General features: G+C 39.0%; 1 protein-coding gene. It reads left to right on the top strand.

What is annotated here, in order from left to right; genetic code table 11:
* The coding region (locus tag R7Q11_RS26505; RefSeq protein WP_225467037.1) for a DUF3461 family protein at positions 1 to 315 on the top strand (315 nt) is incomplete at its 5' end.
* Positions 316 to 344 lie beyond the last annotated feature (29 nt).

Below are 344 nucleotides of genomic sequence, written 5' to 3'. Positions count from 1 at the left end.
GAAGCACATAAAGACGTGCTCAAAATCTACTTCCATAAGCAAAAAGGCGAGTTCTTTGCCAAAAGCGTCAAATTCAAATACCCACGCCAAGTAAAAAATGTCTTAGTTGATAGCGGTAGTCATAAATACAAGGAAGTAACGGAAATCAACCGTAACCTTACTTTGGTTATCGACGAACTCAACAAGATCACAAAACCAGCGAAAGTGTCTGAATTGGATGTAAAACAAAAGATTCTTTCTGATCTTCGCCATTTAGAAAAAGTCGTTTCGAGCAAGATCGCCGAAATCGAAGCGGATCTAGAAAAACTCCAATAGGCTTTGAGAATCGGTGAACAACAAAAAGG

The sequence above is a fragment of the Vibrio sp. 970 genome, from assembly GCF_033339075.1.
This window is presented reverse-complemented; position numbering and strand designations above follow the sequence as displayed.